Raw genomic sequence first — 25341 nt, forward strand, 5'->3', positions numbered from 1 at the left:
GTTGCTGACAGTAGCAGCCACACTGCCTTGTCGGTTTTTAAGTAAAAACAGAAGAAAGCTACTGTGGGCGGTAAGTGACGCCTACTGGCTGTATGATCGGGAAAAGATCCGTGAGCACCATTCAACCCGTAAGAGGAACACACGACCTTATTGGCGAAGAACAGCGGCGTTATACGCATGTTGTTTCAACAGCACGCCATATTGCAGGTCTTTACGGGTTTGATGAATGGTCCACCCCCATTTTTGAAGACACGAAAGTATTTTCGCGCTCGCTGGGCGACACGTCAGATGTCGTGTCTAAGGAAATGTACTCTTTCAGTGACCGAGACGGTGAAAGCCTGACTTTGCGCCCCGAAGGAACGGCCGCGATCTGCCGTGCCTTGGTTACAAATGGCCTGACCCAGTCCTTGCCCCAGAAAGTGTTTTATGCCGGGCCGATGTTCCGGCATGAACGGCCGCAGAAGGGACGCTATCGTCAGTTTCACCAGATTGGTGCGGAACTGATGGGGGCTGCTGAGCCACTGGCAGATGCAGAAGCCATCGCCTTGGGGTTTCAGGTGCTGAAAACATTGGGCGTCGCGGAACACGTTACGCTTGAGTTGAATACTCTGGGGGATACTGCCAGCCGCGATGCGTGGCGCGCTGCGCTGGTGTCTTATTTCTCTGGTTATAAAGCCCGTTTGTCAGAAGACAGTCAGGTGCGGCTGGAGAAAAATCCGCTTCGTATTCTCGATAGTAAGGATGCGGGAGACCGCGCCCTTGTCGCAGATGCTCCGATGATGGAAGAGTTTTTGACACCAGAATCCCGGACATTCTGGGATGATTTGCGTCGCACGCTGGATGGCTTTGGGATTGACTATAAAGTCAACACAAGCATTGTGCGCGGGCTGGATTACTACAACCATACGACATTTGAATTTGTAACCAGCAAGCTGGGGTCTCAGGGCACAGTTATGGCGGGCGGGCGCTATGATGGATTGGTGCAGCAGATGGGTGGCCCGGAAGTGCCGTCCATTGGCTGGGCTGCCGGGGTCGAGCGGCTATCCATGTTGCTTGAAGCGGCTCCGCCCGCACCGCGTTCTGTTGTGATTGTCCCGGTTGGGTCCCCTGACGAAACAGCCTTATTCCAGATTTTGCAGGGCTTGCGGCGACAGGGTATCCGGGTTGAAATCGGTTATCGTGGTTCTTTGCGTAAACGTATGGAGCGGGCCGGGAAGCAGAACGCCAGCCACGTCATTTTCGTAGGTGAGGATGAACTGGCCAAAGGAGCATTCCGCGTCAAACATATGGAAAATGGTCAAGAGGCAGAAGTTTCTCTCGACCGTCTTCTGTCCGATGCACAAGCTATTTTTGCTGGTGTTGGTGGAACAGTCGCGCAATGACTTTGGATGAACGGCTGGACAGAATTGTCAGCCGGGCGCTTGAACTTGAAGCGCAACTGGCAAGTGGCGTTAGTGGGGAGGCCTTTACGCAGGCCTCCCGTGAATATGCCGAAATAGAACCTCTGGTTGCCCGCATTAACGCTCTGCGGTCAGCCGAGCAGGAGGCGCAGCAAGCTGAAGCCCTTCTGGCTGACCCGGAAATGAAGGATCTGGCAGAAGTTGAACTGGCAGATCTGAACGACCGTCTGCCGAACCTTCGGCAGGATGTGCGTCTGGCCATGCTGCCGCGCGATGCTGCGGATGAGCGGAGTGCTATTCTTGAAATACGCCCCGCAGCGGGTGGGGATGAAGCAGGGCTTTTCGCATCAGAGTTATTCGACCTTTACCGTCGGTATGCTGATGTTCGGGGCTGGCGCTTTTCCATCATGGATTATGATGAAAGCGAACTGGGCGGACTACGCGAAGGTATTGCCGAAATTACCGGCAAAGGCGTTTTTGCGCGTTTGAAATATGAATCTGGCGTACATCGCGTGCAACGTGTGCCGGCGACAGAAAGCCAGGGCCGTATTCACACATCCACAGTCACCGTTGCCGTTTTGCCAGAAGCCGAGGAAGTTGACGTAACAGTTGATGAAGGCGATTTGCGCATAGACGTTTATCGGGCCTCTGGTGCTGGTGGTCAGCATGTGAACAAGACCGAAAGTGCGGTGCGCATCACGCATTTACCGACCGGTATCGTGGTGGCTATGCAGGAAGAGAAAAGCCAGCATAAGAACCGCGCCAAGGCCATGAAAATTCTGCGGGCTCGCTTATACGAACGTGAACGTGCGCAGGCACATGCTACGCGTGCGGCCGACCGTAAATCTCAGGTAGGGACGGGGGATCGGTCTGAACGTATTCGGACCTATAATTTTCCTCAGGGCCGCGTGACAGACCATCGTGTCAATCTGACGCTCTATAAAATTGACCGTATCATGCTGGGTGAAATTGATGAGTTTGTGGATGCCTTAACACAGGAAGAACAGGCTGAACTGTTGGCAGCAGAAGGGTTCTAAATATTGTTGTTTGGGCTGAGGCGGTTTAGCTAACAGGCATTGAACACACGTTTGAATGGGTTGGATGATGGTCCGCAACCGTTTCATCATCCGGGTCCATCAAAAAAAACTCGGTAAAGTTGTTTGAACCGAGCGCATACAGGTGATGGTGATCAGGATTATGCAACGTGCCATCGTTGCTGACTTCGTGAGTTTCTACGCGTCCTTCGGGCGTTCGAATGGTGATTTCGCCACATAAAGTGTAAGTGTGGTCCAGACGCCCGACTGGCGTTGTGATCCTTACGGTTTTTTCCCGGTTTTTATCATCCAGTCGAAAAATAGCGGCCAGTTTACCGTCTATATAGACACGGGAGACCTCCGAGATTTCTGAATCGGCTTTTCCGTCTGTTACGGTAAATTCGCCTGCCCACGCCGTGGCATATGACATGGAAACAGTAAGAAGGGCTGCACACATGGGCACGAGTGCGCGCGCATAGTATTTGAGGCTGAAGAAAGAACTCATGTCTGGTAGTCCCGCTGTTAGGCAAAGGCGAGAGAGTGAATAGAGCAGAAAAAGAACAAGCCAGCCAGCCATTGGGGCATTTGTTAGCCTATGCAACACAGGTTTTGTCCGCTGCTGAAATAGAGTCCCCTCGGCGTGAAGCCCGTTTGTTAATGGCGCATGCCTTAGGCTGGCGCGCCGAACAGCTTCTTGCCGCTTCCCAGCGGGATTATGTGCCCGAGCAACCTTTTTTGTCCTATCTGGAACGTCGTGCAGCGCGTGAACCAATGGCGTTCATCACTGGTTCTAAGGGGTTTTGGACGCTTGACCTCGCAGTCTCACCAGCGACCCTCATTCCGCGTGGAGACAGTGAGACTGTGCTGTCCTGTCTGCTAGACTATTGCCCGGATAAAAACGCTAGATTGTCTCTGCTTGATCTGGGAACGGGGACGGGGTGCCTCCTTCTGGCAGCCTTGGCTGAATATGAACAGGCATGGGGAATTGGTGGAGATATCAATCCATCCGCCGCACAGTTGGCGGCAAAAAATGCGATGCTCTGCGGGTTGGCTGAAAGAGCTTTTTTCTTTGCTGGCAAGTGGGATGATGCCTTGCAGGGTCAACGCTTTGACGTGGTCCTAAGCAACCCCCCCTATATTCCGACCTCTGATCTGGAGAGCTTGATGCCAGAGGTGCGGCAGCATGAACCTTTGGCGGCCTTGGATGGAGGTGAGGACGGCATGGAGGCTTACCGTGTTTTGTGCGCGCGGTTACCGTTTCTTCTGACTGAACAGGGCATTGCGATATTTGAGATTGGTGTTCATCAGAGTGATGACATCAGGAGAGTTGCAGACCAGAACAACGTAGAAGTCGTTGAAATCCGTAAAGATCTGGGGGATGTGCCGCGTGCCGTGGTTTTGCGGGTCAGGTCAGAGAAAACTGCATAAAAAACTGGTTGGCTTTAATCGTTCAGATTGCTAATATGCCGCTAGCTTATTCCGGTTGTGGCATGTGCCTTTATTTGCCATGCCGTATGAATAAAGCCATGAGGGCCTTTATCTCAGCAATGGTTTTCAGTGCTGGACAGAAGCCCGTCCCGACAGACAATTCGGCCTTCAGTCAGGAAACACGTCTTGAACAATGCGACTGTTTCTTCAAGTGAAATGCCATGAACATGAAAGTGCTGCGATAGCTCATGAACGTAAAACGCATGCGAACCAGAAATCATCGCTCAAATGGCGGTGGCGGCAGCAGTGGTGGCTCTTCCCGGCATCTGAACGGTCAGATTCCGATGAACCGGAACCATGTGTTTGACAGTCACGGCCCGGATGTTCGCGTGCGCGGTACAGCCCAGCAGCTTTTTGAGAAATATCTTCAGCATGGTCGGGATGCGACCGGGGCAGGGGATCGCGTTGCGGCTGAAGCTTATTTTCAGCACGCTGAACATTATTTCCGTATTATGAATGCCATGGCGCAGGCCGCGCAGCAGAGCCAGCAGGAGCGTGCTGAACGTCAGGCTGTGCGTCAGCAGCGTCTTTCTTCAGCAGAAGATGGAAGCGATATGGGGCGTGGTGAAGAAGGCGAAATGCCTGTTCGTGGTGAGGAACCACAGCCCGATATTCAGCCACAGCCCGAACTTTCTGAAGGCTGATTTTATCTGACTTTGAAACTGAGCATCATTGTGCCTTTAATGGACGAAGGTGCTCAGTTTTTTATTATGTCTAATGGCGTTACGGGCGGGCGAATAAAGCACAGTTTTGTGCTTGCACGCTTAGAGCGTGTGGTAAAGTGCAACTTAGAGATGATCACGTAAAACCGAGCTCGGAAAATTTATAAAGCACCAAATATGTTAATGCTTTATTTTTTGGATTTTCCGGAAAGATGGTAGCGGCGGAAGGATTTGAACCTCCGACCAAGGGATTATGATTCCCCTGCTCTACCGCTGAGCTACGCCGCCATCGTTCGGTGGTGCTGATCTACCCTCGGTGGGGTGGGGTCGTCAAGGCGTTGTGCATGTTTTTTGTTACAAAAAATCATAGCCTTGGCTTTTAAGCTTATATCGCCGGGTTATTGATCGAGATTGCCGCCCCCAAAAATATAATTGCTGACCTGCTGCTCCAGGCTAGAGGGCTCAAGCGTGTGGGTCAGGAGTGTGCCGGGCGCAGCAAAGCTGTGGGAATGGCCTGCTTCGATCATCAGGGCATTGTCAGAGGACAAAGTGCTGCTGCCAATGGTCAGAACGCTGTCATCGGGCAGCTTTAGTTCAGAATTAACGCGAAATTTCACGATAGCCATTTGCGAAACAGGATCTAGCGTGATGGAAGACACCCGGCCAACAGGCACGCCAGCCATGGCAACGTCTGCACCACGGGCTAACCCGTTAGCGGACACAAAGCGGGCAGAGAGATCATACCGATCTTGGCCTGGGGCCGTCTGTGTTGCGCGGGCATAGAGAGCGAACGCAAGCGTGCCTGCAAGCACGGCGCTGCTGAACAGAGTTGCTCCTGCGCGGCCTTTGCCAATCATTGATCAGTTTACTCCAATTAACAGTGTGGCTGTAACACGACGGTCATGAATGCTTGCAGCAGGCGGGCTCTTGGTGCAAGGACAAGCTTGGTCTGGCCAGATCTGGGTTTTTGTAGCGATGTCATTCATTCAGGCGATTTTTATAGCCATTCTGCAAGGGGCAACAGAGTTGTTCCCTGTCAGCAGTCTTGGTCACGCGGTTATTCTGCCCGCTTTATTGCATTGGTCTTATGACCTGCATGACGTGACCTTCCTGCCATTTCTGGTCATGCTTCATCTTGGCACATCCGTCGCGCTCCTGATTTTTTTCTGGAAAGACTGGGTAGCCCTGCTGCGTGGCGCTGCTGGCCTGCTGGGGCCACGGCTCCAGATGGAAAGCCTACACATCCTTTTTCTGTTGGTGGTGGCGACCATTCCCGCAGTTGTTATCGGCGGCCTTTTTGAGCATCTGTTGCGGAGCCTGTTTGGTTCGGCGTCTTCGGCTGCAATTTTTCTTTTCCTGAATGGAATAATGCTGCTTCTGGCGGAAAAACTACGTGGCGCAGGCGGGCGATTTGGGGCTCGGGCTGTAGCGGACATGACTATGCGTGACGCTGTGGTTATAGGTCTGTTTCAGTGTATTGCCTTTTTCCCGGGGTTTTCGCGTTCAGGTGCCACAATTTGTGGCGGTTTGATCCGTGGTTTACGGCATGACACAGCCGCGCGTTTTTCTTTTCTGATGGCCGAACCAGTGATTATCGCGGCAACCGTCAGAGAAGCCTTCAAAATGCGGTCCATGCCGATTGATGCTGCCCAGATGCATCTGGCTCTCATTGCGGCAGTTATTTCTGGTGTGACGGCGTTGGCCAGCACTGCGTTTTTGATGCGTTATTTTCGCGATCATGATCGCTGGGCGCTTTCTCCATTTGCCTATTACTGCATGGTAGCAGGGGCAATTGCGACCGTGGTTCTGCATTTCGGCCGCTAGAGAAACCAGCATTGGCCGATCCCAGAACGGCCTAACGCAAGAAATTATTCGTGTTTTATGAGCCGGTAGCGTAACAAATGCTATTGGTGACGTGTTGGAGGTTACACAGGCTCTCATGGGGTTTTCATCCTGCCCGGATACGGGGCGGTCTCGCCGTAAATCACTTGAGAGAATCGAGCAGGAGAACGGGGCGCAGCGTCTTACACGTACGTTAGGGCCTGTTCAGCTTACTATGCTTGGTGTGGGCTCGACCATCGGTGCCGGCATCTACGTCATGACGGGAACAGCCGCTGCCAATTATGCTGGGCCTTCCATCCTGTTGTCTTTTGTGGTGGCTGGCCTTGCGTGCCTGTTTACAGCGCTTGCCTATGGCGAGTTGGCCTCCGCTATGCCCGTCTCTGGATCAGCTTATACCTACGCGTACGTTTCCATGGGCGAGGCATGGGCATGGGGCGTTGGTTGGTTGCTGTTGCTTGAATACGGAATTTCATGCGCCGGGGTTGCGGCCGGTTTTTCTGGGTATGCTGTTAGTTTTTTACAGGATTTTGGGGTTCAGGTTCCTCATGCATTAAGCACCACAACCATGCAGGTTGCGCTTGATGGCGTGCATAGGAATGTCTCGGTGGCAGGGCGGCTTGATGCTGTGGGGGCGGCGTCCATTCTGGTTGTTACCGCATTGCTTATCCTCGGGGTGAAAGAGTCCCTGCGTATCAATACGGCCATTGTTTTTCTCAAAGTGGGCGTGTTGGCGGTTTTTGTAGCCTTGGGAGTATGGGAAATTCACCCATCCTACTGGACACCTTTTATTCCCCCGCACGAGGGTGGGTTCCGGTACGGTTTGCCAGGCATTTTTCGGGCCGCATCCATTATTTTCTTCGCTTATGTCGGGTTCGAAGCTGTTTCCACTGCCTCTTCTGAGGCGCGCAATCCACGGCGTGATATTCCGGTCGGAATTATTCTGTCGCTGCTTATTTGCACGGCAGTTTATATTATTGTCGCAGCCGTACTGATCGGTGTGGTGCCTTGGAAGGTACTGGACGTTGCTGACCCTCTGGCAATAGCTGTCAACGCCATGCATCAGCCTTGGCTGGCCGTTTTCGTCAAAATTGGTGCCGTTGTCGGGTTGTGTTCCGTCCTATTCGGGTTGCTATACGCGCAAAGCCGTATCTTCTTCGCAATGGCCGAAGATGGATTGCTTATGCCGGTGTTCAGCAGCCTTCATCCAAAATATAAAACACCGTGGATTGGTACCATTTTGCTGGGAATCATAGTTGCTATCGCAACTGCGACCCTGCCGATTGATATTATTGGTGATTTAGTCAGTCTGGGCACAGCAACGGCCTTTGGTATTGTGTGCTTCACGGTTATCTGGGTGCGCAATACGGCCCCAGATTTCCCACGGACGTTCAGCGTGCCCGGGGGCGGCTTTACGGTCAAAGGAATTTGGCTGGGTTACGTCCCGTTACTGGGTATTCTGTTTTGCATCATCATGGCGGCACCCTTGTTTATTGATATCGTGATGGCCCTGTTCTCGGGCGATCCGGTGCCGGCAACATTGCTGGGAGTATATGTTGTGTGTGGGTGGGCCAGTTACCATTTTTACGGCCGCAAGCATTCCCGGTTGGCTCAGGATACAGGATCAACAACTACTGCATCCTGATGCAAGGGTTTCAGTCGTTCATGGGATAGGATGCCAGTAGGCGTTTCTGCCTGCGCCATAGACGTATCCCATGCCAGAAACCGCTGGATTTCCACCCTGCTTTCTTCTTTTTTGCGCCGATACGAAAGGTTTCACCGTAGTGGTGAAACTGTGCGGCATAGGCTTCCTTTAAGGTTGTTCGGGAATCCCAGATATGTGTGGCTTCTGACCCCACACCATTGATTTCGATAATTTCAAACTTTTCTCCGGCGCGCAGAGCCTCAACTGAATCAAATTTCACGTCCACCCGGCCAAAATGAAAATCAGGAATATCCTGCATGATTTCATCCAGTCGGGCTGTCAAAGCGGGCGTAATATCGACCGCACCATTACGGAAGATGGCTCCCTTGCAATGGTTACCGGTGAAAACCAGGTCGATTGATTCACCGGCTGCTAGAACGTCGTTCAGGCGGCTTTGCAGACGCGGTGTGTATATATGCAGCAATAATTTTGTACGGGGGTCCTGCTTTAGTAAGTCAAGCACGGTATCGTGCCCATTACCGACCAAAGCCGGGATATCTTTGTAAGTCAGGGACGATATTGTGCCGTGTGGGCTGTCGGGGTGTCGAATATAGAATAGCCCGGCTTCGTGCCTGTATGGGATCAGGCGTTGAATAACCAGATGAACCCCGCGCGGGAAAGCCGCTAAAGCAGAGTTAAGTTCTGCTTCAGTTTTCACCAGTTTTACGCCAGTGCCATTGCACCCTACGTCAGGCTTCACCACTACGGGGAATGTCAGCCCTTTGCGCTCCATAGTATCGAGCGCGCGTTGAGTGTCATCAGAACTGGTATAAAGGGTCGTGTATGGGGCAATCCATTTCGCCGCAGTGGTGCCAGCCATATCAAGAATGCCGCTTTTGCTTTCCCCACATAATCCACCAGTTTCAATCCGGGGATTGGCTGCTGTTGGCGTGCTGAAATCCCGATAACGGATACCCAGCAAGATCCAGTAGATTACGACTGGTGTATAAAAAATCCATCCTGGCCAGAACTCGAAGCTGGATAGCGGAGACCCCTTTTTGTCAGGGAGAGTGCCGGGTACGGAAGCGGAAGAAGGCTGCGTAGTCATTTTACCTGTTTCTGCATGTGGGCGGCAACGCGACCCATAATGATAATGACCAGCACGAAACCAAGGATGCCAGCCCAACGCCAGGCTCCAAGATGTGCAAGAAGAAAGCCGCCAACCCGGAGTGACAATGCAAAAAGTGCAGTTGTCCAGATCATGGTGGCGGCCAGCGTGGCTAGAGTAAAGGTGCGCAGCCCTGCATTGAAAAAGCCGCAGGCGGTATAAAGGGGCAACCGTGTGCCGGGCACAAAGCGGCTGATGAAAACCACTTTAAACAGTTTCTGCGTAAGCCACTGTCGCTGCACGTCACGTTCTGGCGTGTTGACCCAGCGTCGAGCAGGAGCCCATCGCGCCGCTAAATACCCCAGACCGTATAACCCAACATCCCCCAGAACGATGCCCACATACAAGGCAAGCAGGGCTTCCATCGGGCCTAATGCGTGCAGCTTGACCTGAATGGCTGTCAGCACTGTTGCCGCATCTTCAAGAATGAAGGTGGCCAGAATAACAATCAGAACCTGTACAGCGGGGTAAGCCGTTGTTGTGGCAAGAAAATGCTCCAGAGAATCTGGCATTCAGTCAAGACAGTCCACGTAAGAGTAAGGGGCCTGCTGTGCCGCTCAAGGCTGGGAAGAGCAAGACATATCGCAGACAACTGAAGAAGAGCGTCTTCTTATATTGGGTATCAAAACAGGCGTTCGTGCCCGGAAAGTCAAGCTGAGAGGATTTCATGCAACAGCGTGACACGACTCATACCTGAGGCTCTGCATATGCTGGGCGAGGGATGGAAAAAGAGATAGCTTAGGAGATAGTAAATACGCTTATATCCGCTCAGGTTAATAATAAGTAACAGTAAGAACTGGTGAATGATGCTGAGAAGAAGAGGTCTTGTCTGTGGTGCGGTCTCCACTTTGGTGGTGCCTGTGTTTGCCAGAGAATCTGTTGCGAAGACGCTGCATAAAGCCGCAGCCAAACCTGCCGCGAGTGGCGACTATGCGACCTTTCTGGCTGGTGTCCGCCGGGAAGCCATCCAGCAGGGATTGTCTGCCTCAATCGTGGATGATGCTTTGGCGTTGACAGCCGAGCCAAATGCCAAGGTACTGAAAGCGGATCGACATCAACCAGAATTCACGCTGACATGGGCACAATATAAAGACCGCGTCATTACCGATAAAAAAATCTCTGACGGGCAGGCTGCGGTTTCCCAACGGTCTGGCCTTTTGAACCAGATCAGCAAAGTCTACGGCGTTGATAAGGGTGTGATTGCCGGAATCTGGGGGCTGGAATCGGCATATGGGACGAAAATGGGTACGTACCATGTGGTCGATGCCCTTGCGACTCTGGCTTATGACGGTCGCCGATCAGCTTTTTTCAGGGCTGAGCTGTTCAAGGCGCTCCAAATTCTCAATCAGGGCGACATTACTCCCTCAGGCATGTTGGGCAGCTATGCAGGCGCTATGGGTCAACCCCAGTTTATGCCGAGCGCATACGAACGCTACGCAGCCAGTTTCCCGGCCGGTGGTCGTCGCGATATCTGGAATAATGAAGCAGATGTCTTCGCCTCCATTGGGAATTATCTGGCCAAGTGTCACTGGCAGGATGGTGAGCCATGGGGAGAACCTGTTCAGGTGCCAGACACGCTGGAGCAGAATCAGATTGGCCGTACGCAAACGCATCCGACATCGTATTGGTCAGGGCTGGGCGTCAGACCGGTTATGGGTGGCAGCTTCGTCGGGTCTGGGTTGGAAGGGGCGATTGTCCGTCCAGACGGACCGGGCGGAGAAGCCTATATGATTTACCACAATTTCAACGTGATCCGCCGATATAACCCGTCCGATTTCTATGCCCTCGGTGTTGGTCTTCTTGGTAGTGCCATAGTGTGAAAAAAGCTGTTTTAGCGTGTTGCCTGGGGGTTGTTGCGTGTTCGCGCCCCGTTACCAAAGTGCAACCTGCGGTGCATTATGTTGTGGGCAGTGGATGGCAGGTAGGGAATGCCTGGTTCTATCCAAGGGAAAATTTTTCCTACCAGGCGACAGGCCTTGCTGTGCGGCAGAAAGAGGAAAAGGGGAGCTCGCCGCTTACTGCTGATGGTGAGGTGCGCGACGCTATGACTATGACCGGCAGCCACCCCACGTTGCAGTTGCCTGCGGTGGTAACCGTCTTCAACATGGATAACGGGCGCGAAGTTACGATCCGGCTGAATGACCGCGGCCCCAAAGAAGTTGGTCGCGTGCTGGGGCTGTCGCGCAAGGCGGCTGACCTGCTGGGCATAGGACCAAACCCGGCCCGTGTTCGTATTGTCGAAGACGAAAATACCAGCCGTCAGTTGGCAGAGATCTTGCCCGGTGGGCCTGTTCTGCAAATCAATACCGCCCCGCTGGAAACCGTCGCACAGACCCAGTTGGATGCTCCTGTAGCAGGGGCACGGGTTGGTCGTGCCGTCCCCTCTGTTCAGTCTGCTTCGATAGCCACGACACCAACCAATGCGGGCGGTGTGACATTGCCCGATCTCCCGGCACAATGGCGGCAGGGTAGCCCGGTTGGTGGTCAGTTCTGGGTTGAAACAACAGACTTTACCTCTCGCTACACCGCAGCGAGAGAAGCCGCGCGGGAGGGAGCAACCGTTGTTCCGTCTTTCACGCAGCAGGGAAAAATGTGGGCTGTGCGTCACGGCCCGTTTGCGACTATAAGCGAGGCGGATGCGGCACTGAAGCGCTCGCTCGCTGATGGTTTAACCGGATCTCATATCGTCGTCGAATAGGTAAAGAACGTGCATACTCGCCGGTTTCTGCTCGCAGGGGGCGCCGCCCTTGCTTCCACAGGTTATTCCCTGAACGCTTTTGCGCGTAAGGCCCGTACGGGTGCACACGCACACCCTGCAACGCCTGCTGCGCCCGCAGGGGCTTCTGCTGCTGCCACCGTGCCAGAAGCGCCCGCCATGACGCCGGTTGGGCCTGTCGATACTGTTGCGCGTTGGGCGTGTATCCTGGATTACAACAGTGGCGCGACCCTGCTGGAAAAAGCTGCAGACGAGCGGATGCCTCCATCATCTTTGACCAAGATGATGACGGCGTATGTGACGTTTGGCATGTTGAAATCAGGCCGCCTGAAGCTGGATCAGGCGTTACCTGTCAGCGAAAAAGCATGGCGCATGCAGGGCTCGCGCATGTTTGTGCCATTGGGCCAGAGCATCCCCGTGCAGGATTTGATTCAAGGCATGGTTATTCAGTCCGGCAACGATGCCTGCATCGTGCTGGCTGAAGGAATTTCCGGGTCAGAAGAACAGTTTGTTGCTGTGATGAATGATACGGCTGGAAAGCTGGGGCTGAGCAATTCGCACTTTATGAATGCTACTGGTTGGCCAGCAGAAAACCATTACATGTCTGCGCGTGACGTGGCCTATCTGGCCCTGCGCCTGATTCATGATTTCCCTGAATATTACCATTATTTCTCGGAAAAAGAGTTCTTCTTCAACAAGATCCGTCAGGAAAACCGGAATGCTCTGGTGGTCAAAGGTCTGGCAGATGGTCTGAAGACCGGTCATACCGATGCCGGTGGTTTCGGCCTGTGTGCATCGTCTGAACGGGAAGGTCGTCGCGTTATTCTGGCGCTGAACGGCATGCCGACATCGAATGTACGCGCCCGTGAAAGTGAACGCCTGATGGGGTGGGCATTCGCTAATTTTGAAGCGGCAAAAATCCTGAATAAGGGCGAAGTTGTGGAGCAGGCTCCGGTCTGGATGGGCCAGTCCCAGACGGTGCCGCTGGTTGTGGCACAGGACTTCACGATGCTGCTGCCACACGGTTGGCGTAATTCTACCCACGTTTCTCTGGATTATCAGGGACCACTCGCCGCACCGTTGAAGGCTGGTCAGCCAGCGGGGCAGTTGACGGTCCTGTTGCCCGGAGGGCGTCAGGCGCTTGTACCCGTGGTTGTAGGGCAGGATGTTCCGGCTTTGGGTGTGCTTGGTCGCGCAGCCCGTCGACTGCATCTCTGACCCATGGTTCGGGGATTATTCGTCACGCTTGAGGGCGGTGAGGGAGTAGGGAAGTCAACGCAGTTGAGACTGCTGAATTCCGTTCTCCCGTCCTATGGGCTTGATGTGCTCACTACGCGCGAACCAGGGGGCTCTCCCGGTGCGGAAGAACTGCGTCAGGTTCTGTTGTTTGGTCAAAGCCCTCTCTCTTTGCGATCCGAGATACTGACCCATTTCGCGGCGCGCTTTGACCATGTGGATCAGGTGATAGCCCCCGCATTAGCTGCTGGGAAAGTAGTCATTTGTGACCGTTTTACCGATTCGACGTTGGCCTATCAGGCATATGGTCGGGCAGATGGTGCATCAGAAATATTATCTTTGGTTGCCCGCTTGCAGGAGCAACTGGGGGCTGATCCGGACCTGACGTTTTTGCTGGAAGCCCCGCGTGAGGTTGCCCGCGTGCGCCTTGCCGCTCGTGGAGCCCCGGTTGATCGCTACGAGTTATCGGATGAAGGCTTTCATGCCCGTGTCTTGGCGGGCTTTCAGCAGATAGCGAGCGACAATCCCGATCGTGTAAAGCGTATCGGCACAAGTGGGCAGTCACCGGAAGAGGTGAATAGCCTGATTGTAAAAGCTATTCTTTCTCGCCTTCAGCAAGGGTAAGTCATGCAGGAAGACCCGCGCCTTTCATCCCTGCATCTGCATGGGCATGAAGCCGCTTTAAAGGCCTTCCGCACGGCGCTTTCGTCAGGGCGCTTGCCGCACGCATGGCTGATTACCGGCCCTCCGGGTATTGGGAAGGCGACCTTTGCGTTTCGTGTCGCCCGGATAATTTTGCAGGGCGAGGACCCAGAAAGCCCTGCGGGGCGGCGGATTTCAGCCGCGACTCATGCTGACCTACTGGTTGTGAGCCGTAGCTTTGACGAAAAACGTCAGCGCTTCCGTGGGGAGATTGTTGCGGATGATGTCAGGCCTATCAACGCCTTTCTACGGCGCACTGCGGCAGAAGGTGGATGGCGTGTCGTTATTGTAGATGGAGCCGAGTGGCTTAACCGCAGCGCAGCCAATGCTCTGCTGAAAATTCTGGAAGAACCACCCCCAGAAGCAGTTCTTCTGCTGACCAGTTCAGCCCCCGGCAGGTTACTGCCGACCATCCGCAGCCGGTGCAGAAAGCTTGATCTGACATCTTTGGAGGGGCACGATCTTCAACGGATTGTGGCGAAGCAGATCCCCGATATTACGCCCGCTGATATGCAGCGCATCCTTGATGGAGCGCAGGGTTCAGTGGGGCGAGCCTTTGCCTTGCTGGTGGATAACGGTGGGAAAATGGCAGGGATGGCCCAAGAAGTGCTAAAAGGGGTTTCTGCCAGTCGGGCATACCAGATTGCCGAAATCGTCCTGAAAAAAGACGATGGTTTTAATTTATTTTTCAGTATGTTATCTGATTTTCTTCAGAATGAAGCCCGTCATTCTGCCCGACAGGGGCAAAAGCAGTCTGCCAGCCTGGCGCAGACGTGGGAGGCCATTATGCGCCTTCAGACCGAGACGGAACGCTTTAATCTGGATAAACAGGAAACTCTTCTCGAAGCCATGACCCTCGTGAGTAAAGCATGACCAGCCGTTTTTATATCACCACCCCAATCTATTATGTGAACGGTGCCCCCCATATTGGGCATGCTTATACGTCTATTGCGGCTGATGTGCTGGCACGGTTCCATCGCCTTGCAGGTGATGATGTGTTTTTCCTCACCGGTACTGATGAACACGGGCAGAAGGTAGAGCAGGCGGCTCAGGCAGCGGGTGTTGACCCCAAAGCATTTGCTGATCGCGTTTCAGACGATTTTCGTAGCATGGCTGATGCCATGGCCATTTCGTATGACGATTTTATCCGCACGACTGAACCGCGTCATATTAAAAGCGCGCAGGCGTTGTGGCAGAAAGTGGCTGATAGTGGAGCCATTTATCTTGGGGCTTACGAAGGGTGGTATGCCCTGCGTGATGAATGTTTTTACAGCGAAGATGAACTGATTGACGGGCCTGATGGCAAAAAGGTTGCGCCGACAGGCGCGCCCGTCGATTGGGTTAAGGAGCCTTCTTATTTCTTCAAGCTGTCAGCATTCCAGGATAAGCTGCTTGAGCTTTATGAAGCGCATCCAGAATTTCTCGGTCCGAATAGCACCAAGCGCGAAATCATCAGTTTTGTGAAGCAGGGGCTGCGAGACCTTTCTGTCAGCCGCACCAGCTTCAAATGGGGTATTCCGGTGCCAGGGGATGCCGACCACGTCATGTATGTGTGGTTTGACGCCTTGGCAAATTACCTAAGCGCCCTTGATTACCCGAACCCTGATGCGCCGCGTGCTGCATTTTGGCCCGCCAGCTTGCACTTGGTGGGTAAAGATATTGCTCGCTTCCACGCCATTTACTGGCCAGCCTTCCTGATGGCAGCTGGTATTGATGTGCCGAAAAAGATTTTTGCCAACGGATGGTGGACAATCGAAGGCCAGAAGATGAGCAAGTCTTTGGGCAACGTTGTTGATCCGCGTGATCTGGTCAAAGAATTCGGTCTGGATGCCGTAAGGTTCTTCCTGCTGCGTGAAGTGCCATTTGGCGGTGATAGCGATCTGTCACGCAAGTCTCTGATTACCCGGAACAATGTCGAGTTGGCGAATGATCTGGGCAATCTTTGCCAGCGTACCTTGTCTCTGGTGGCCCGAAATTGTGGCGGGGTCGTGTCAGAACGGCGCACAGTGACTGAAGACGATGCACATCTGTTAGGGCAGGTTTCTGTCCTTCCTCAGCTTATGGCCAGTCAGCTTGAACGATGTGCTTTGACAGACGCGCTGGAAGACGTGTGGAAAGTCATTCGTGCAGGCAATGCGTATATTGACCATCAGGCCCCTTGGGCGCTCCGCAAAACGGATGAAGAGCGCATGAAAGACGTTCTGCGTGTTCTGCTGGATACTTTGCGGGGGATTGCAACAGTGCTTCAGCCGTTTATGCCGCAAAGCATGGATCGGATGCTGACACAGCTTGGTGTCGAGGAAAGTGAGCGCACATTTGCGGCTCTCGAAACCTTGCTGCCTGGTGGGCGCACTTTACCCGCTCCGCAGGGCATCTTTCCACGCTATGTTGAGCCGGTGGCAGATCCTTCATGAATGAAATCATGACAGGCCTGATCGACTCCCATTGCCATCTTGACCATTTTACAGATGACGAACTGCCGACATTGCTGGCTGCGGCAAAGGAGGCCGGAGTCAGCGGGATGGTGACTATCGGGACGCGTTTGGCACGGGCAGAAGAGCAGAAAGCTCTGACACGCTTCAGTAGCTCGGATGTACGCGTGTGGTGCACAGTGGGAACGCATCCCGATCATGTGGAGGAAGATCCTCTGCCGTCGGTGCAAGCCATTGTGGATATTGCGAACGCGCCAGAAGTTATTGGTATTGGCGAAAGCGGACTGGATTACTTTCATGGCGATGAAAGAGTAAGGCCGCTTCAGCAGGATAGCTTTCGCCGTCATATTGGGGCCGCGCGTGACCTGAATGTGCCCATTATCATTCATGCCCGGCAGGCAGATGAGGATATCGCCCAAATTCTACGCGAAGAGACAGCAATAGGAAGTTTCCCCATTCTGTTGCATTGTTTTGCATCCAGCGCTGCCTTGGCGGAATGCGTGGTTGAACTTGGCGGGTATGTCAGTTTTTCTGGTATCTCAACATTCCCCAAATGTGGTGAGTTTCGGGATGTAGCCCGCAATTTGCCGGGTGACCGCATTCTGGTTGAAACCGATTCCCCTTATCTGGCCCCAGTTCCGCGCCGGGGTAAACGGAACGAACCTGCTTACGTGGCTTATACAGCCGCTTGCATCGCGCAGGAGCGTGGACAAACGCCTGACGACTTTACCCGTATGACAACGGATAATTTTTATCGGCTTTTTCGGAAAGCAGCATAAGCGCGAAAGGCTGGGTTCAGTGAAAGTTACGGTTCTGGGATGCGGTGGGTCTGCCGGTGTTCCGATGCTTGGTGGAGAGGATGGCCACGGAATCTGGGGGGCATGTGACCCGGATGAACCCAAAAACTATCGTTCTCGCGCGTCCTTGTTTCTGGAAATGGGAAATGGCGAAAATATCCTGATTGATACAGGGCCAGATATCCGCACCCAGTTGCTTGCTAATGGCATTACGGCATTTCGCAGCATTTTCTATACCCATGCCCATGCGGACCATATTTCAGGCTTGGATGAGGTACGGGGCATTAACCGTATCATTCGCCAGCCTATAAAAGCCTACGGTATTGCGAGCGTTCTGTCTGAAATTCAGACACGATTTGACTATGTTTTCAAACCGTGGACAGCACCCGAGTTTTTTCGGGCCGTTGTTGAAGCCCATCCGGTTGAGCCGTATGGACTGTTTGAAATGGCAGGTTACCCGTTTACCATTTTTCCGCAGCAGCATGGACGCGTTGGCTCCAGCGGATTGCGATGCGGTGATTTTGCCTACAGCACGGATGTTGTTGAGTTGGGACAGGACGCCTTGGAATGTTTACAGGGCGTGGATACTTGGATTGTTGATTGCTTTCAGCGAAAACCCCACAGTGCACATGCATGGCTGGAACGGGTCATGGAGTGGAAAGAAATTCTCTTCCCCCGTCGAATTATCCTGACTCATATGGGCACGGATATGGACTGGCGTTGGATGCAAGCCAATTTGCCTGATGGCATAGAGCCAGCATGGGATGGCATGTGTTTTACACTTCCTGATCCTGAACCGGTGCTTGCCTAGGCCTATTAGGAGCCACTGAGTGTCTGGATCAGTCCAGTCTTAAGGTAAAAGAAAAGCCCTCCTTCATATTTTTGGTGAAGGAGGGCTTTTTATTAGTCAGGATTGATAGCGCTTTTTAGCGACTCATCAGCACCGTCAGGTCTGCATGTTCCAGAACGTGTCGCGTGACGCCGCCCAAGATAAGCTGGCGTAGGCGAGAGTGCGAATAGGCACCCATTGCCAGCATGTCGGCATCAAAGTCCTTACATGCGGCCAGAAGCCCTTTACCAACATCTCTATCTACGGGGTTGAATGCGACGGCATCTGCCTTAATGCCGTGGAATGACAGATAATCAATGACATCCCGCGCTTTAGGGCCACGGCGCTGGTAGTCCTCACAATGCAGCACACGGACCGCTTCTGCGGTCAGAGCCCACGCCAAAGCACCACGGAGGGCAGAAGACGATTCTGCCGTGCCATTCCAGCCGATACAGACACGCTTAATCAGGCCCTGTGGCGGTGTACGTGGGGCGATCACAACAGGGCGACCACTATCGAACAACACAGCGTGAAGAGTTTCGGAGGATGAAACTTCTTCACCCGAGTCCGGGTGGGGGACGAGAGTAAAGTCAGAAAGACGGGCATGAGCCGGTACAATCTCACTTTCCGCACCAGAAATAATATTGAAGCTCATGCTCGGCTGATCCCAGGGGAACGGCGAGCGTGGTGGCACAACCTGTATGTCTGGGTGCGTAGCCGCAAACTGTTCGAACAGCTTATGCACTTCGCGGGCGTGGCGTGCGCTTTCATGTTCGGCCGACCGCATCAGGTCTTCTACCATAGCGCCAGAAAGGCCTTCGCCTGCCATGGGGGCAATATCACGCCCATCAGGGCGCACATGCAGAACAGCCAGATGCGCGCCAAAGCGACGTGCAAAATTATAGCCACGAATAAGTGCAGCTTCGCCGTTTGATACGCTGGGCAAGGGAAGCAGGATTTTTCTTACGTCTTTCATTTTTATTTTCTCCCCATTTATTCTTTCTGTGGTGCGGCAAAAGCCCGTCTTCACGGATAAAGTCGTGTCACACTCCACCCGTTTTCGTCTGGCGTCCAGCGGGCGCGATCATGCAGACGGTAGGGCCGTTCCTGCCAAAACTCAAAAGCCACAGGTTTAACCCGATAGCCGGACCAGTTGGTGGGCCGGGGAATGTCTCCCTCACCATAACGCGCTTCAGCCTTTTTTAGTCGCGCTTCAAAAATTGAGCGATCTTCTAACGGGCGGGACTGATCAGATGCGATGGCACCCAGACGTGACATCCGGCTTCGACTCGCAAAGTAAATGTCAGCTTCCTCAGATGTTACGTGGGTCACGGCCCCTTCAATGCGGATTTGACGGCGGAGGCTTTTCCAGTGGAACAGAAGGGCAACGTTGGGGTTTTCCGCTAATTCATCCCCCTTACGGCTATGCTGGTTCGTGTAAAATACAAACCCGCGTTGGTCCGCGCCCTTCAAAAGAACAATACGGGCGGAAGGGTGGCCATCAGGCGTGCTTGTGGCCAGTACCATCGCATTTGGGTCAGACGGTTCAGTCTGTTCCGCATCTTTCATCCAAACGTCGAACAGAGTGAACGGATTTGCCGTCACGTCGATCAGCGGTGGGTTATTGGCCATATCAGGGGCTGTCGTGTGCGTGTTTTCAGTCATGCCTACTTTCTCCAACGTCCCGCCATCAGGGGAGTTGCTGCTTGCCGTCATCATACTGCTTCTGACGAACGGAGGGGAGAGGCTGCACGGTGTTTGCTATCACCCTCGGTATGGCAGCTCCGCTTGAAAAGCAGTGCTGACAGATAAATGCGGAAGTGAGGCAACAGTTGGCTATTTTGCGGTAGAACACTTGGCGCAAGGTCTTGTTTAGTGCGGGCGGGTATGCGACCTACCCCTAAAGTTATGTCGCTTAGAGTAAACAGAACAGGTCGAGGTTCGCAGCATGTCTTCTCATGACACCACTCTGCCCGCCAAGGGCACGCTGATGCAGGGCAAAAAAGGCCTGATAATGGGTGTGGCCAATGACCGTTCCATCGCCTGGGCTATTGCTAGCGCAGTGGCCGCCCAAGGTGGTGAAATGGCTTTTACATATCAGGGTGAAGCGCTGGGCAAGCGCGTGCGTCCGCTGGCAGAAAGTGTTGGTGCTTCCCTGGTGCTTCCCTGTGATGTCACTGATGATGCAGGAATTGATGAGGTCTTTACCCGTCTTGAAAAAGAATGGGGACAGATCGATTTTGTGGTTCACGCCATTGGCTGGGCAGATAAACAGTTTCTACGTGGCCGGTATGTTGATACCCCGCGTGATGCCTTCCTGACAGCTATGGATATCTCCTGTTATTCATTCACTGCGGTTGCACAGCGGGCCGCACGTATCATGAAAAAAGGTGGCTCTTTACTGACCCTCAGTTATCTGGGCGCAGAACGTGTCATGCCGCATTACAATGTTATGGGTGTGGCCAAAGCTGCCCTTGAAGCCTCCGTTCGCTATATGGCGGCCGATCTTGGGAAAGACGCTATCCGCGTAAACGCCATTTCCGCAGGGCCTGTCAAAACATTGGCCGCCAGCGGCATTGGGGATTTCCGCTACATTTTGAAATGGAACCAGTATAACGCCCCGCTTGAGCGGAATGTCGCACTGGAAGAAGTGGGCGGGGCAGGGCTATACATGCTTTCTGACCTGTCGGGCGGTGTGACGGGTGAGGTTCATCACGTTGATAGCGGGTACCATATTGTTGGTATGAAAAACCCTGCTGCCCCCGATATTTCTGTTGCTGGAGACTAATAAAAGCCGTGTCTCACAATACCTTTGGCCACCTGTTTCGCGTCACGACCTGGGGTGAAAGCCATGGCCCGGCCATTGGTTGTGTTGTAGACGGCTGCCCACCACGCCTTTCGCTATCGGAAGCAGATATCCAGCCTTTTCTTGATAAGAGGAAGCCGGGCCAGTCTGCTTTCACTACGCAACGGCGGGAGGCAGACGCTGTGCGTATCCTGTCCGGCGTGTTTGAAGGACAGACAACGGGTACGCCTATCTCTTTGTTGATCGAAAATACGGACCAACGATCAAAGGATTATGGTGACATTGCCCAGACCTATCGTCCTGGGCATGCTGATCTGACCTATGACCAGAAATACGGTATCCGCGACTATCGCGGAGGGGGGCGGTCGTCAGCCCGTGAAACGGCAAGTCGCGTTGCGGCTGGTGCTGTTGCCCGACGTATTCTGGGGGATGATATAAAAATCCGTGGGGCTTTGGTTCAGCTTGGCCCACATAAAATAGACCGCACCCGCTGGGACTGGGAACAAGTAGAGAAAAATCCGTTCTTCTGTCCGGACGCGGCGGTGGTGCCCCAGTGGGAAGACTATCTTGCCGGTATTCGTAAGGATGGTCTCTCGATTGGTGCGGTCATTGAAGTTATCGCGGAAAATGTTCCAGCCGGGTTGGGTGCGCCGATCTACGGCAAGCTGGATTCCGATTTGGCCGCAGCATTGATGAGTATCAACGCTGTAAAGGGTGTCGAGATTGGGGATGGTTTTGCGTCTGCCGCACTGACAGGTGTTGAAAATGCGGACCCTCTTTCCATGAAAGATGGGAAAGTGGTGTTTGGGGCCAACCACGCAGGCGGCATTCTTGGTGGTATCTCCAGCGGTCAGCCTATTGTAGCGCGTTTTGCGGTTAAACCGACCAGTTCAATGCTGGCACCTGTTCCTTCCGTTACACGGGATGGACAGGAAAAAGACGTGATTACCAAAGGGCGACATGACCCCTGCGTTGGTATTCGTGCCGTGCCGGTAGGTGAGGCAATGATGGCCTGCGTTCTGGCAGACCATCATTTGCGCCACAGAGGGCAGATAGGCTGAACTAGCCTACCAGTTTTGCATCCAGCGTGATGGTTGCCTTGAAGAGTTTGGAGACTGGACAGCCCGTTTTAGCCTTGTTGGCCAGTTCTTCAAATTGCTCCTGCGTAGCGCCCGGAATGTTTGCTTCCAGAGTCAGGGCAACTGCATCAATTTCAAAACCGTCAGCAACCTTATTCAGGCTGACGACTGCTTTTGTATCAATTGATTTTGCTGTCAGGCCCGCGTTGCCCAGAATAAGGGAGAACGCCATGGAAAAGCAGGCGGCATGGGCCGCACCCAGAAGTTCTTCCGGGTTGGTGCCAGGCTTGTCTTCAAACCGAGTATTAAAGCCATAAGGCTGCTGGTTGAGAGCCTGACTTTCAGTTGAAACCGTGCCTTTGCCTTCCTTAATTGGGCCTTCCCAATGCGCGGTACCGTATTTTTTAATTGTCATGACGTGGTTCCTTTAATCCATACTGGCTTGCAGGTTCGGTCACAGAACGCATTTTTTGCACCAGAGTTCATTGCAATGCTGCTCCGCTCTCGCAGAGATGAGGACGGTGTTGGTGCGAAGTTGTGCCATATCTTTCTGTCATAGCTGCGGTTTCGTATGTTGCCGATCTTGCTGGCCAGCAGGGGCTGCTGCATGCGGAAATGCTTTCCGGCGTTGTCTCTTTCCCATTACACAAGAGACCGTGCTGATAATTCGGAGACCATGATGAGTTCCACCACGACCGATAACGCTTCTTCTGTTGATGTCGTCCTGATTGGTGGGGGCGTAATGAGCGCCACGCTGGGGGCTTTTATCAGACAGCTTCAGCCCGATTGGAGCATCAGCATTTTTGAACGCCTGGATAATGTGGCGGAAGAAAGTTCGGATGCCTGGAACAACGCGGGAACAGGCCATTCCGCGTTATGTGAATTGAATTACACCCCCCAACTTGCTGACGGCAGTGTAGATATCAGCAAGGCTGTGGGTGTGAATGAATCGTTCCAGATTTCACGCCAGTTCTGGGCTTATCTGGTGGAGCAGGGGATTATTGCCAACCCGCGCGACTTCATTACGCCGGTGCCGCATATGAGCTTTGTGTGGGGGGAGCAGAATGTCTCCTTTCTGCGGAAGAGGTATGAGGCGTTAAGCGCTCATCCATTGTTTGCCGGGATGGAGTATTCGGAAGACCCGGCCCAGATGGCCCAGTGGATGCCATTGGTCATGCAAAATCGGCCGGCCGGTCAGAAGCTTGCCATTACCCGTAGCCTGAATGGAACGGACGTAAATTTTGGGGCATTAACGCGTCTACTGTTTGGCTATTTGGCAAGCACACCCGCTTGCACCTTGCATACGAAACATGATGTTCAGGACATTACCCGAGGAAGTGACGGGCGTTGGCGCGTACAGGTGCAGGACCTACGCCTGAACACACAACGCACCGTCAGTGCAAAATTTGTGTTTATTGGCGGCGGCGGCGGTGCTCTGCCACTGTTGCAGAAAACAGGAATCCCTGAATCACGAGGTGTGGGAGGTTTCCCTGTCAGTGGCCAGTTCCTACGGTGCAAAAACCCGGACATCATCGCGCAGCACCATGCAAAAGTATATGGCAAGGCGTCAGTAGGGGCTCCCCCCATGTCCGTGCCACATCTGGATACTCGCGTAATTAACGGGCAACGGGCGTTGCTTTTCGGACCATACGCCGGATTTTCGACGCGCTTCCTGAAACACGGCTCCCTAATGGACCTGCCAAAATCTGTCAGAGGCAATAATCTTGGTGCCATGTTGGCTGTGGCACGAGATAACTGGGCGCTGACAAAATATCTCATTCAGCAGGTCATGCAGTCCAACAATGACCGCATGAATGCTTTGCGTGACTTTGTGCCCGATGCTCGGCCGGAAGACTGGGAACTGGTCACGGCTGGCCAGCGTGTACAAATTATCAAGAAGGATGCCAAAAAAGGAGGCGTTCTTCAGTTTGGGACAGAAGTTATTGCCAGCCAGGACGGATCGGTTGCGGCTCTGCTGGGCGCGTCTCCGGGGGCATCAACCGCTGCCCCAATTATGCTGACAGTTCTGAAAAAATGCTTTGCTGACAAGCTGCCAGAATGGGAGGCAAAGCTGAAAATAATGGTGCCGTCTTATGGGCAGACATTGGCAAACAACCCAGAACTCTGCACGCAACTGCGAGACAAGACGACGGACGTTCTGAAACTGAAAGACTGATTTTTATAAAGGGCTGTGTGATTGTCACATAGCCCTTTACCAGACTAAGATCCTGACTGTTTGGTTTCCGTTCAACACATCATGGTATGTTTGAAACGGACATATCAGATCGATGCCACCAGCATTCAGAGATCGTATCACGCTTGGGGATAAAATCATTTGGATCCCCGCTGAACGTCACTGTGTTTGTGGGTGTTTCCTGCAATGATAGTTCAGTGCAACGTAGCAGGTTGCCTTCAGCCTGCAAAAACGCTCCAATCTTTGCCATCATCAGGCAGACCATCAGTTCCGTTGTTGGATCACCCGGTGTGACAACAATCCGTCGGGCGCGGGCTGGTTCGTGCGTTTTGAACCAGTCAAGCAGAGGATCATCCTCAGCAAGCTGTAGGGCGTGATCCAGTTTTTCATCAACGAAACGATGCCAAGTGCTTTTCGCCTTCTGAAACGAAACCGGCATGTTGCCGTGACCATCAAGGCGTGCAGGCTGCGTCGGAGACAGTTTGACCGTCACAAATTCATTGTGGCCATGGGGCAGGGCGCACGATTCACTGGCTCCATGAATAAGCCGATGCCCCATTGAAAAGCGACGGGTGAAAACAAGATCAGGCATTTGCTTTTCCTGCCTGATAGTCTTCCCATCCTGTGCGTCGCAGGTCACAAGCTGGGCACTTTCCACATCCATGCCCCCAGGGATGAATGGTATTTCGATCCCCCAGATAACAGGTATGGCTTTCCTGATTGATCAATGTGACCAGTTTTTCGCCACCAATTTCTTCAGCCAAAGCCCATGTTTCTGCTTTATTGATCCACATTAAAGGGGTGTGCAGAACATAACGAGAATCCATCCCGAGATTCAACGCAACCTGAACGGCCTTAATGGTGTCATCCCGGCAGTCTGGATAGCCCGAATAATCAGTTTCACACACACCGGTTATAATGTGCCGAATACCGCGACGGGCCGCTAAAGCTGCGGCGAACGTCAGAAAAATGATATTTCGGCCCGGAACGAACGTGTTGGGAAGTCCACCTTCGGCTAAAGCAATTTCAGCATCACGGGTGAGAGCTGTTTCAGAAATCTCGCCCAACGCACCAAGCGCGATTGTATGATCCATGCCCAACCGCTCTGCCCACAGCGGATTTTGACCGCGCATACCATCACGTAGGGCTTCCCGGCAGTCCAATTCAACAGCGTGCCGTTGGCCGTAATCAAACCCCATTGTTTCTACGCGCTCAAACCGTGTCAGCGCCCAGGCAAGGCATGTTGCTGAATCCTGCCCCCCGGAAAACAGGACAAGAGCCGACTCTTTTTGAGCGTGGGAAGAAAGAGGCATG

The 25341-nt window shown here is 53.3% G+C and carries 26 protein-coding genes and 1 tRNA gene; 17 read left to right on the forward strand and 10 right to left on the reverse strand.

All coding sequences use genetic code 11. The features are described from left to right. Positions 1–110 precede the first annotated feature (110 nt). Complete coding sequence (hisS, locus tag Abin_RS10640) at positions 111–1382, forward strand: histidine--tRNA ligase (RefSeq protein ID WP_048846721.1); 1272 nt, start codon at positions 111–113, stop codon at positions 1380–1382. Further along, positions 1379–2437 (forward strand): peptide chain release factor 1, encoded by a 1059-nt coding sequence (prfA, locus tag Abin_RS10645; protein ID WP_048846723.1) that lies wholly within the window; start codon positions 1379–1381, stop codon positions 2435–2437. The genes hisS and prfA overlap by 4 nt, the downstream gene beginning before the upstream one ends. 25 nt (positions 2438–2462) lie before the next feature. Here prfA and Abin_RS10650 read toward each other — a convergent pair whose 3' ends face one another. Beyond that, complete coding sequence (locus Abin_RS10650) at positions 2463–2891, reverse strand: hypothetical protein (protein ID WP_048847061.1); 429 nt, start codon at positions 2889–2891, stop codon at positions 2463–2465. An 83-nt stretch (positions 2892–2974) separates the two neighbouring features. Here Abin_RS10650 and prmC point away from each other — a divergent pair, with 83 nt between their 5' ends. Both prmC and Abin_RS10660 read left to right on the forward strand, forming a co-directional pair. After that, entirely contained in the window at positions 2975–3862 is an 888-nt protein-coding gene (gene prmC, locus Abin_RS10655; protein ID WP_048846725.1) for a peptide chain release factor N(5)-glutamine methyltransferase, read from the forward strand. A 248-nt stretch (positions 3863–4110) separates the two neighbouring features. After that, positions 4111–4566, forward strand: a complete 456-nt coding sequence (locus tag Abin_RS10660) for a DUF4167 domain-containing protein (protein ID WP_048846727.1) — start codon at positions 4111–4113, stop codon at positions 4564–4566. A 231-nt stretch (positions 4567–4797) separates the two neighbouring features. Here the strand turns inward: Abin_RS10660 and Abin_RS10665 are convergent. After that, a tRNA-Met gene (locus Abin_RS10665) sits at positions 4798–4872 on the reverse strand. A 110-nt stretch (positions 4873–4982) separates the two neighbouring features. Then, positions 4983–5441, reverse strand: a complete 459-nt coding sequence (locus Abin_RS10670; RefSeq protein ID WP_048846729.1) for an MlaD family protein — start codon at positions 5439–5441, stop codon at positions 4983–4985. Between the two features lie 118 nt (positions 5442–5559). Here Abin_RS10670 and Abin_RS10675 point away from each other — a divergent pair, with 118 nt between their 5' ends. Together Abin_RS10675 and Abin_RS10680 are read left to right on the forward strand one after the other, a co-directional pair. Beyond that, positions 5560–6408 carry an undecaprenyl-diphosphate phosphatase gene (locus Abin_RS10675; protein ID WP_048847063.1) on the forward strand — a complete coding sequence of 283 codons (849 nt, stop codon included), beginning with the start codon at positions 5560–5562 and terminating at the stop codon, positions 6406–6408. Between the two features lie 115 nt (positions 6409–6523). Continuing rightward, positions 6524–8068 (forward strand): amino acid permease, encoded by a 1545-nt coding sequence (locus Abin_RS10680; RefSeq protein ID WP_048846730.1) that lies wholly within the window; start codon positions 6524–6526, stop codon positions 8066–8068. A gap of 10 nt (positions 8069–8078) precedes the next feature. Here the strand turns inward: Abin_RS10680 and Abin_RS10685 are convergent, their stop codons facing one another. Beyond that, entirely contained in the window at positions 8079–9176 is a 1098-nt protein-coding gene (locus tag Abin_RS10685) for an ATP-grasp domain-containing protein (RefSeq protein WP_048846732.1), read from the reverse strand. Continuing rightward, positions 9173–9748 (reverse strand): DedA family protein, encoded by a 576-nt coding sequence (locus Abin_RS10690; RefSeq protein WP_048846734.1) that lies wholly within the window; start codon positions 9746–9748, stop codon positions 9173–9175. The genes Abin_RS10685 and Abin_RS10690 overlap by 4 nt, the downstream gene beginning before the upstream one ends. 294 nt (positions 9749–10042) lie before the next feature. Here Abin_RS10690 and Abin_RS10695 point away from each other — a divergent pair, with 294 nt between their 5' ends. Genes Abin_RS10695 through Abin_RS10730 form a run of 8 tightly spaced genes read left to right on the forward strand, consistent with a single transcriptional unit; the run spans position 10043 to position 17930 of the window. Then, a complete protein-coding gene (locus tag Abin_RS10695) occupies positions 10043–11056 on the forward strand; it encodes a lytic murein transglycosylase (protein WP_048847066.1) in 1014 nt (337 codons plus the stop codon). After that, positions 11053–11934, forward strand: coding sequence for a septal ring lytic transglycosylase RlpA family protein (locus tag Abin_RS10700; protein WP_048846736.1), 882 nt, complete (start codon positions 11053–11055; stop codon positions 11932–11934). The genes Abin_RS10695 and Abin_RS10700 overlap by 4 nt, the downstream gene beginning before the upstream one ends. Positions 11935–11943: 9 nt before the next feature. Next, positions 11944–13170, forward strand: a complete 1227-nt coding sequence (locus Abin_RS10705; protein WP_048846738.1) for a D-alanyl-D-alanine carboxypeptidase family protein — start codon at positions 11944–11946, stop codon at positions 13168–13170. A 3-nt stretch (positions 13171–13173) separates the two neighbouring features. Beyond that, the gene (gene tmk / locus Abin_RS10710; protein WP_048846740.1) at positions 13174–13812 is read left to right on the forward strand and encodes a dTMP kinase; all 639 of its coding nucleotides are present in this window, start codon (positions 13174–13176) and stop codon (positions 13810–13812) included. A gap of 3 nt (positions 13813–13815) precedes the next feature. Further along, positions 13816–14763: a DNA polymerase III subunit delta' gene (locus Abin_RS10715; protein WP_048846741.1), complete on the forward strand. Its 948-nt coding sequence runs from the start codon at positions 13816–13818 to the stop codon at positions 14761–14763. Then, on the forward strand, positions 14760–16304 hold the full coding sequence (gene metG, locus Abin_RS10720; protein ID WP_048846743.1) for a methionine--tRNA ligase: 1545 nt from the start codon (positions 14760–14762) through the stop codon (positions 16302–16304). The genes Abin_RS10715 and metG overlap by 4 nt, the downstream gene beginning before the upstream one ends. Before the next feature lie 8 nt (positions 16305–16312). Beyond that, positions 16313–17101 (forward strand): TatD family hydrolase, encoded by a 789-nt coding sequence (locus Abin_RS10725; protein ID WP_048847068.1) that lies wholly within the window; start codon positions 16313–16315, stop codon positions 17099–17101. 19 nt (positions 17102–17120) lie between these two features. Continuing rightward, entirely contained in the window at positions 17121–17930 is an 810-nt protein-coding gene (locus Abin_RS10730; RefSeq protein ID WP_048846744.1) for an MBL fold metallo-hydrolase, read from the forward strand. Positions 17931–18045: 115 nt separating this feature from the next. On the opposite strand, the gene Abin_RS10735 is transcribed toward Abin_RS10730, so the two are convergent. Together Abin_RS10735 and pdxH are read right to left on the reverse strand one after the other, a co-directional pair. Then, complete coding sequence (locus Abin_RS10735; RefSeq protein ID WP_048846746.1) at positions 18046–18924, reverse strand: universal stress protein; 879 nt, start codon at positions 18922–18924, stop codon at positions 18046–18048. A gap of 50 nt (positions 18925–18974) precedes the next feature. Further along, on the reverse strand, positions 18975–19613 hold the full coding sequence (gene pdxH, locus Abin_RS10740; protein ID WP_048847070.1) for a pyridoxamine 5'-phosphate oxidase: 639 nt from the start codon (positions 19611–19613) through the stop codon (positions 18975–18977). Between the two features lie 283 nt (positions 19614–19896). On the opposite strand from pdxH, the gene fabI reads away from it, so the two are divergent. Beyond that, positions 19897–20736, forward strand: a complete 840-nt coding sequence (fabI, locus tag Abin_RS10745) for an enoyl-ACP reductase FabI (protein WP_048846748.1) — start codon at positions 19897–19899, stop codon at positions 20734–20736. Between the two features lie 8 nt (positions 20737–20744). Beyond that, positions 20745–21815, forward strand: a complete 1071-nt coding sequence (gene aroC, locus Abin_RS10750) for a chorismate synthase (RefSeq protein WP_048846750.1) — start codon at positions 20745–20747, stop codon at positions 21813–21815. A 1-nt stretch (position 21816) separates the two neighbouring features. On the opposite strand, the gene Abin_RS10755 is transcribed toward aroC, so the two are convergent. Further along, positions 21817–22248 (reverse strand): OsmC family protein, encoded by a 432-nt coding sequence (locus Abin_RS10755; protein WP_048846753.1) that lies wholly within the window; start codon positions 22246–22248, stop codon positions 21817–21819. A 261-nt stretch (positions 22249–22509) separates the two neighbouring features. Between Abin_RS10755 and Abin_RS10760 the strand changes: the two genes are divergently transcribed. Continuing rightward, positions 22510–24009 carry a malate:quinone oxidoreductase gene (locus Abin_RS10760; protein ID WP_255319267.1) on the forward strand — a complete coding sequence of 500 codons (1500 nt, stop codon included), beginning with the start codon at positions 22510–22512 and terminating at the stop codon, positions 24007–24009. A gap of 79 nt (positions 24010–24088) precedes the next feature. Here the strand turns inward: Abin_RS10760 and Abin_RS10765 are convergent, their stop codons facing one another. Then, a complete protein-coding gene (locus Abin_RS10765; protein WP_048846756.1) occupies positions 24089–24619 on the reverse strand; it encodes a 6-pyruvoyl trahydropterin synthase family protein in 531 nt (176 codons plus the stop codon). Then, a complete protein-coding gene (queC, locus tag Abin_RS10770) occupies positions 24612–25340 on the reverse strand; it encodes a 7-cyano-7-deazaguanine synthase QueC (protein WP_048846758.1) in 729 nt (242 codons plus the stop codon). Before queC ends, Abin_RS10765 begins: the two co-directional genes overlap by 8 nt. Position 25341: the final 1 nt, after the last annotated feature.

The organism is Acetobacter indonesiensis (assembly GCF_000963945.1).
GTDB lineage: Bacteria > Pseudomonadota > Alphaproteobacteria > Acetobacterales > Acetobacteraceae > Acetobacter > Acetobacter indonesiensis.